At 62.2% G+C, this 8,145-nt stretch carries 7 protein-coding genes; 1 reads left to right on the top strand and 6 read right to left on the bottom strand.

Annotation, left to right across the window (positions count from 1 at the left end; genetic code table 11):
- The 6 genes from AACY52_RS21145 to AACY52_RS21120 form a co-directional block, all read right to left on the bottom strand.
- A partial coding sequence (locus tag AACY52_RS21145; RefSeq protein ID WP_339419326.1) for an ATP-binding cassette domain-containing protein occupies nucleotides 1-263 on the bottom strand: 263 nt, incomplete at its 3' end.
- 63 nt (nucleotides 264-326) lie between these two features.
- Nucleotides 327-1,331 (bottom strand): substrate-binding domain-containing protein, encoded by a 1,005-nt coding sequence (locus tag AACY52_RS21140; RefSeq protein WP_339419328.1) that lies wholly within the window; start codon nucleotides 1,329-1,331, stop codon nucleotides 327-329.
- A 37-nt stretch (nucleotides 1,332-1,368) separates the two neighbouring features.
- On the bottom strand, nucleotides 1,369-2,232 hold the full coding sequence (locus tag AACY52_RS21135; protein ID WP_339495041.1) for an SMP-30/gluconolactonase/LRE family protein: 864 nt from the start codon (nucleotides 2,230-2,232) through the stop codon (nucleotides 1,369-1,371).
- 25 nt (nucleotides 2,233-2,257) lie between these two features.
- On the bottom strand, nucleotides 2,258-3,838 hold the full coding sequence (locus tag AACY52_RS21130; protein WP_339560755.1) for an aldehyde dehydrogenase (NADP(+)): 1,581 nt from the start codon (nucleotides 3,836-3,838) through the stop codon (nucleotides 2,258-2,260).
- 11 nt (nucleotides 3,839-3,849) lie between these two features.
- Nucleotides 3,850-4,839 (bottom strand): AraD1 family protein, encoded by a 990-nt coding sequence (gene araD1 / locus AACY52_RS21125; RefSeq protein ID WP_339560754.1) that lies wholly within the window; start codon nucleotides 4,837-4,839, stop codon nucleotides 3,850-3,852.
- Nucleotides 4,840-4,854: 15 nt separating this feature from the next.
- The gene (locus tag AACY52_RS21120) at nucleotides 4,855-6,177 is read right to left on the bottom strand and encodes an MFS transporter (RefSeq protein ID WP_339560753.1); all 1,323 of its coding nucleotides are present in this window, start codon (nucleotides 6,175-6,177) and stop codon (nucleotides 4,855-4,857) included.
- Nucleotides 6,178-6,369: 192 nt separating this feature from the next.
- Here AACY52_RS21120 and AACY52_RS21115 point away from each other — a divergent pair, with 192 nt between their 5' ends.
- Complete coding sequence (locus AACY52_RS21115) at nucleotides 6,370-8,106, top strand: IlvD/Edd family dehydratase (protein WP_339419338.1); 1,737 nt, start codon at nucleotides 6,370-6,372, stop codon at nucleotides 8,104-8,106.
- Nucleotides 8,107-8,145: the final 39 nt, after the last annotated feature.

The following is an 8,145-nucleotide window of genomic DNA, read 5'->3' as shown; positions in this document are numbered from 1 at the left end:
ATGCTGTCCGCCGCGTTCTTGAACGCCATGGTCTGCTCGCCGATTTGCAGCGTGCCGCTGTTGGGGATGTAGGCGCCGCCGAGGATCTTCAGCAGCGTCGACTTGCCCGCGCCGTTCTCGCCCATCAAGGCATGCACCTGCCCAGGGTGGGCGGTGAAGCTGATGCCATCCAGCGCCTTGACCGCGGGAAAGGTTTTACCGATGCCGTCAAAACGCAGACTGGCGCCGGCAGTGTGTTGTTGTTCATTGACTTGCGCGTGCATAACCACCTCATCACACCGATCAGGCAGCCCTGTTGCCGGGGCTGCCGAGGAAAGCGAACTGCCTTATTTCCACAGGCCGATCTTTTCCAGCTCCTGCTTGAAGTTTTCGCGGGTGATCAGGGTCACTTCGTCCATGGCGGTGTACTTCGGCGGCTCGGTGCCTTTGGTGACCCACTCGTACATCATCAGCGCGGTGTTGTAGCCCTCGATGTGCGGGCTAGGCAGCATCGAACCGAAGAAGCCGCTGTTGGCTTTCTTCAGTTCACCGATAGCGTCGGTGCCATTGATGCCGATGCCGATCACATTGGCGGCTTTGAAGCCGGCGCTTTCGGTCGCGCGTACGCCGCCGAGTACGGTGTTGTCGTTCATGCCACCGATGATCAGGTTTTTCGCGCCGCTGGGCAGCTTGACCAGCGCCGAGTTGGTGGCGTCCATGCTGCCTGGTACGTCGAGGGTTTTAAGCGCAGCGGTGAGAATATGGTCGTCAGGAATGCCGGCCTCTTTCAGGGACTGTATCGATCCGTCGGTGCGTTTTTTACCGGTGTCGAGCTCGTTGAAGGTGTTGATCACCGCATAGGTGTCCTTCCAGTCCCAGCCGCGTTTTTTAGCTTCGGCGGCCATGGCCGCCCCCTGCTTCTGGCCGACTTCAAACGCAGCCATGCCCAGGTACGGCACGTCTTCCATGAAGGCGCCTTTGGCGTCGACGAAGCGGTCATCCACAGCAATCACTTTCAAGCCGTTGGCCTTGGCCTTGGCGACAATGGCCGGGCCCAGGGACACGTCCGGCGGGCAAATCACAAAGCCTTTGGCGCCGTTGGCCGCCAGGCTGTCGATAGCCGACAGGGTTTTTTCGCCATCGGGCACGGCGATCTTGATCACGGTGAAGCCATGCTCCTTGCCGGCTTTTTCGGCAAAGGCCCATTCGGTCTGGAACCACGGTTCTTCAGCCTGCTTGACCAGAAAACCGATCTTGACTTCCTCAGCGGCCAGCAGCAGCCCGCTCAGGCTCATGGCCGAAACCGCCACAGCGGCGCAGCACAGGGAACGCAAACCTCGACGACGATTCATACAGGTGACTCCTTGTTGTTGTTTTTAAAATCGGGATTTAGCCGGCAAAGCGGTGACAGGGCTTGCCTGGCACGTCAACCTCAATGGCCAGCACGGCGCCGTCCAAAGGGTGATCCAACGGGCTGGCGGCACTGGTGATATAGAGGGTGGTGAGGTTAGGGCCGCCAAATACGCAACTGGTGGGGCGGCTCACGGGCAGCTCGATGATGCGGTCCACCTCACCACCAGGCGTGAGGCGCAGCAGGCAACTGCCGTCCCAGCGCGCGTTCCAGATATAGCCTTCGACGTCCATGGCCGAGCCGTCCGGCCCGCCACGTTCATGGGGGCCGAACCAGACGTGCGCGGGTTCGAGTTGACCGTTCGGCAGAATCCCATGCCGGTACAGCGTGCCCTCCATGCTGTCGCCAAAATGCACGTGGCGGCCGTCATCGCTCCACAGCAAGGTGTTGGGAATGCCCAGGCCACTCAGCAACGGCGTGACCTGCGCATCGGCATCAATGCGAAACAGGCCGCCGGAGCGTCGGGTGATGGGCAGGTCTTCGCCCTGCTCGCCAATGTTGTTCTGCATAGTGCCCAGCCACAGACGGCCCTGGGCATCGCAGCGCGCTTCATTGCCACGATTGCCCGATTGCGGGTCGGCCACACACAGCAGGGTCAAGGCTTCGGTGACCAGGTCCAGGCGGTACACGCCGCTGCTCAAGGTCACCACGGCATCGCCGCTTTCACACGGGATAAACGCCGAGACATGCTCGGGCAATTGCCAGACCTGTAACTGCCCGTCCATCAGGCGCAATGCCTGTTTGCCGGCAATGTTGACCCAGTACAAGGCCTGGGTGGGCACGTCCCAGAACGGGCCCTCCCCCAATTGCGCACGGTGCGCGGTGACGGCGCTCAGCGACATGAAACCTCCTGCTTCATTGTTGTTTTTACAGCGCGTCGCGTGAAGGCGTGCCATCCACGAGCCGCTGGATACGCAACGGGTTAGCGTTTTTCAACGCGTCGGGCAGCAGGCTATCAGGGTAATTCTGGAAGCACACCGGGCGCAGGAAACGGTCGATGGCCAGCGTACCGACCGAGGTGCCACGCGCATCGGACGTCGCGGGGTACGGCCCGCCGTGCACCATCGAATCGCAGACTTCCACACCGGTCGGGTAGCCGTTGAGCAGGATGCGCCCGACTTTCTGTTCGAGCAGTGGCGTGAGTTCGGCGAACTGTTGCAGGTCGGCCGGCTCGCCAATGACCGTCGCCGTCAATTGACCGTGCAGGCCATGTAAGGCGGCGCTGAGTTGGGCCTGGTCGGCGACTTCGACAAATACCGTGGTGGGGCCGAACACTTCTTCCTGCAGCACTTCATCGCCGTCGATCAACAGGCGCACATCGGCCTTGAACAATTGCGGGTGTGCCTGGTTACCGGCCTGAGCGCTGCCCGCGAGGTGCTGGATGCCGGAGTGCGCCAGAAGTTTTTCCAGGCCTTTGCCGTAGCTGCCCAGGGTGCCGGCGTTGAGCATGGTCTGCGCCGGTTGATCACCGATCAGTTGCGCAACTTGTTGAGTAAACGCCGTGAATGCAGGCGAAGCGATACCGATCACCAGGCCTGGGTTGGTGCAGAACTGGCCGCAGCCTTGCACTACCGAGGCGGTCAGGTCACGAGCAACACTTTCAGCCCGTGCTGTGAGGGCCTGGGGCAGCACGATCACCGGGTTGATGCTCGACATTTCGGCAAACACAGGGATCGGCTGCGCACGTGCCGCAGCCATGTCGCACAAGGCACGCCCGCCCTTGAGCGAACCCGTGAAGCCTACGGCCTGGATCGCCGGGTGCTTGACCAGCGCTTCACCGACGCCACCGCCGAAGATCATATTGAACACGCCGGCCGGCATCTCGGTGCTTTCGGCCGCCCGAATGATCGCATCGGCCACCCGCTCGGCGGTCGCCATATGCCCACTGTGGGCCTTGAAGACGACCGGGCAGCCCGCCGCCAGTGCGGCTGCGGTGTCGCCGCCCGCCGTGGAAAAGGCCAGGGGAAAGTTGCTCGCGCCGAACACCGCAACCGGCCCGAGGCCGATACGGTATTGGCGCAAATCCGGGCGAGGCATCGGCTGGCGATCCGGCAGCGCCTTGTCGATACGCGCGCCGTAGAAATCACCGCGACGCAGCACGGTCGCGAACAGGCGCATCTGGCCGCTGGTGCGCCCACGCTCGCCCTTGATACGCGCAGCCGGCAGCGCGGTTTCGCGGCAGACCAGCTCGACAAAGTCATCGCCCAACGCGTCCAGCTCATCGGCCACCGCGTCCAGGAACTGCGCGCGACGCGCCGCACTCATGGCACGGTACGCAGGGTAAGCCTGCGCGGCAGCCTTGGCGGCGGCGTCGACTTCTTCCGGGGTAGCCTGGTAGAAATCCTGGGGCAAGGCTTCGCCAGTGGCGGCGTCGACGCTTTGCAGTTTGACGCTGCCGTTGGCGCTGCGCTGGCCGCCGATGTAGTTGTGGCCGAGGAACTGGGTCATGGGGTTCTCCATTAAAGGGTGATGACGTGGCCGGGTTCGAATGCCGCATCGCTGCTGCCGACGCTGTTGATCAATGGCGCGCCGAACTCGGCTTGGCTGATCTCGAACACATCGCCCGGTTGAGTACGTATACCGTCGGCGAATGACAAGGTGGCGGTGCCGAAAAAGTGGACGTGCACATCGCCGGGCTTGAGGAACTGGCGGTATTTGAAGTGGTGATACTCGAGGTTTTCCAGGCTGTGGCACATATTGGCCTCGCCGCTGAGGAATTCGTTCCGCCAGATTTCCTTGCCGTTACGCAGGAGGCGGCTGGTGCCCGCCAGGTGCTGGGGCAACTCGCCCACGCGCAGCTCCGGGCCGTAGCTGCAACTGCGCAGTTTGGAATGGGCCAGGTACAGGTAATTCTTGCGCTCCATGATGTGGTCGGAGAACTCGTTGCCCACCGCGAAGCCCACACGGTAGGGCTTGCTGTCCGGGCCGATCACGTACAGGCCGCCGATCTCCGGTTCTTCGCCGGCATCTTCGGCAAACGGTGGCACCGGGAAGGCGGCGCCTGGACGCACGACGATGCTGCCGTCACCTTTATAGAACCACTCCGGTTGCACGCCCGCCTGACCCGCTGCTGGCTTGCCGCCCTCCACGCCCCATTTGAAGATGCGCATGGTGTCGGTCAGTGCAGTGTCATCGCCGGCCTGGTGCATTTTGTCCCGCGCCGAGGCGCTGCCCAGGTGGGTCAGGCCGGTACCGCTGATCAACATGTGCGCCGGGTCCGGGTGGTCCAGCGGCGGCAGGATCTTCAGCTTGGCCAGCAGTGCGGCGTAGTCGTGGCTATCGCCCAGACCGAGGCTGTTCACCTGTTGTGCCAGGCCGACGCCCGCTTCGATGGCGGCCAGGGCCAATTCGCGCACACTGCGCGCCGCCTGGACTTCGCGCAGGCTGTCGCCCTCTACAACGCCGACCCGACGCTCGCCATTGCTTAATTCGAACTGAACTAAACGCATGAAACTTCTCCCAGATTAAGTACGTGTGGCGCCACGAGCGCTGGCGGCGAATTGATCGGCGGGCGGTGCGTGCTTGCGCTCCAGCACGCGGTAGACCACGCCGGTCAAGACCAGCCCGAACACCATGACCCCGGACAGGAAGTACAAGCCCGAGGCGAGGTTGCCGGTGTATTCCTTGAGCGCACCGATCACGAACGGACCGATATAGCCGCCGAGGTTGCCCACCGAGTTGATCAATGCAATGCCCGCCGCCGCACTGGCGCCGGCAAAAAACCGACCCGGCAAAGTCCAGAACACCGCCGTGCAAGAAAACATCGCGAACGCCGCCAGGCACAGCGCCGTCATTTGCAGCAGCGGCACGCTCAGCCATGCGCTGAAGAACAGGCCGATGGCACCGAGTACATAGAGCACCGCCAGGTGGCCGTAGCGATCGTTCAAACGGTCGGAACTGCGCGGGATGATCAGCAGGCCGATGATGCCGAAGATATACGGCACGGCGGAGATGAAGCCGGTGGTCAAATCACTGCCGCCGAACTGTTTGATCAACGTCGGCAACCACAGGCCCAGGCCATAAATGCTCAGGGTCACCGGCAGGTAGAACAGCGCCAGCAGCAACACCCGCTTGTCTTTCAAGGCATGCAGCGGGTTGCCGTGACGGGTCTGGCCGTAGGCTTGCAAGTCTTTGTTCAACTCGCCGGCGAGCCAGGCTTTTTCCTCGTCGTTCATCCATTTGACGTGCTTGGGGCCGTCCGGCAGGTAGCGCAGCACCGGCCAGGTGAGCAGGATCGCCGGGCTGCCGATCACGATAAACAGCCACTGCCAGCCGTGCAGACCAAGGATGCCGTCCATGCCTAGCAGCCCGCCGGATACCGGGCCGGTGATCATCATTGCGATGGGTTGCGACAGGATAAACAGCCCGAGGATCTTGCCGCGATGGCGCACCGGGAACCATTGGGTGATGTAGTAGAGAACGCCCGGAAAGAACCCCGCTTCCGCCGCGCCAAGCAGAAAGCGCATCACATAGAAGCTGTGTGGACCCTGCACAAAGGCCATGCCGATGGTGATGGCGCCCCAGGTGATCATGATCCGCGCGAACCAACGCCGTGCGCCGAAGCGGTCGAGCATCAGGTTGCTGGGGATCTCGAAAAGGAAGTAGCCAATGAAGAACAACCCCGCGCCCAGGCCATAGGCCGCATCGCCGATGCCGACGTCGGCGCCCATGTGCAGCTTGGCAAAACCCACGGCGGAGCGGTCCACGTAGGCGATCAGGTACAGCAGGATCAGGAAGGGAATCAGTTTCAGCGTGATGCGCCGAATAAGCCGCAGTTCCTGGCTCATGGGGTCGATCTCCGATTGTTGTTTTTATAGAAGCTCGGGGGACGCCTCTCGCGAAAATCCGCCAGGGTCATACCTCAGTTAAGCCAGACTATATAGTATGACTATTTACAAAACAACTCTTCCAAAGCATCGATTTTGCGCTTATGTTTAGGCGCAGATAGAACATATAGTCATACAATAAGAGAATCGATCATGTCTGATAAAAAGCCCGGCCTACGCTCCGCCCAGTGGTTTGGTACTGCCGACAAAAACGGTTTTATGTACCGCAGCTGGATGAAGAACCAGGGCATTGCCGACCATCAGTTCCATGGCAAGCCAATCATCGGCATCTGCAACACGTGGTCGGAGCTGACGCCGTGCAACGCGCATTTCCGCCAGATCGCCGACCACGTTAAACGCGGCGTGATTGAGGCCGGTGGCTTCCCCGTGGAATTCCCGGTGTTCTCCAACGGTGAATCGAACCTGCGCCCTACCGCCATGCTCACCCGCAACCTGGCGAGCATGGACGTGGAAGAAGCCATTCGCGGCAACCCGATTGACGGTGTGGTGCTGCTGACCGGCTGCGACAAGACCACCCCGGCCCTGCTGATGGGCGCCGCCAGTTGTGACGTGCCGGCCATCGTGGTCACCGGTGGGCCGATGCTCAACGGCAAGCACAAGGGCCAGGACATCGGCTCGGGCACCGTGGTGTGGCAGCTCAGTGAACAGGTCAAGGCCGGCACCATCACGCTGGATGATTTCCTCGCGGCCGAGGGCGGCATGTCGCGTTCGGCAGGCACCTGCAACACCATGGGCACCGCGTCGACCATGGCCTGTATGGCCGAGGCACTCGGTACTTCGCTGCCCCACAACGCGGCAATCCCGGCGGTGGATGCGCGGCGTTATGTATTGGCGCATATGTCGGGCATGCGCGCCGTGGAGATGGTGCGCGAAGACTTGAAACTGTCGAAGATCCTCACCAAAGAGGCGTTTGAAAACGCAATCCGCGTGAACGCGGCCATCGGTGGTTCGACCAACGCCGTGATTCACTTGAAAGCCATCGCCGGGCGCATTGGCGTTGAATTGGACCTGGACGACTGGACCCGCATCGGTCGTGGCATGCCGACCATCGTCGACCTGCAACCGTCCGGGCGCTTCCTGATGGAAGAGTTCTACTACGCCGGTGGCCTGCCCGCCGTGCTGCGTCGCCTCGGTGAAGCCAACCTGATCCCGCACCCGAACGCCCTGACCGTCAACGGCAAGACCCTGGGCGAGAACACCAAGGACTCGCCGATCTACGGCCAGGACGAGGTGATCCGTACCCTCGACAATCCGATCCGCGCCGACGGTGGCATCTGCGTGCTGCGCGGCAACCTGGCGCCATTGGGCGCGGTGCTCAAGCCTTCGGCGGCCAGCGCCGAGCTGATGCAGCATCGCGGCCGTGCGGTGGTGTTCGAGAACTTCGACATGTACAAGGCGCGCATCAACGACCCGGAACTGGACGTGGACGCCAACTCGATCCTGGTCATGAAAAACTGCGGCCCCAAGGGTTACCCAGGCATGGCCGAAGTCGGCAACATGGGCCTGCCGGCCAAGCTGCTGGCCCAGGGTGTGACGGATATGGTGCGAATTTCCGACGCGCGCATGAGCGGCACGGCCTACGGCACGGTGGTGTTGCACGTGGCCCCGGAAGCCGCTGCCGGCGGACCGTTGGCCACCGTGAAGGAAGGCGACTGGATCGAACTCGACTGCGCCAATGGCCGTTTGCACCTGGACATCCCCGACGCAGAACTGGCGGCGCGCATGGCAGACCTTGCGCCACCTGAAAAGCTTATCGTCGGCGGCTACCGGCAGTTGTACATCGACCATGTGCTGCAGGCCGACCAGGGTTGCGACTTTGACTTCCTGGTGGGTTGCCGTGGGGCTGAAGTCCCCCGGCATTCCCACTAATTGGGATGCTATGATGCCGCGAATTTAAGTCAGAGCATC

Origin of the sequence: Pseudomonas sp. EA_65y_Pfl1_P113 (assembly GCF_963970525.1) — a bacterium.
GTDB lineage: Bacteria > Pseudomonadota > Gammaproteobacteria > Pseudomonadales > Pseudomonadaceae > Aquipseudomonas > Aquipseudomonas tritici.
This window is presented reverse-complemented; position numbering and strand designations above follow the sequence as displayed.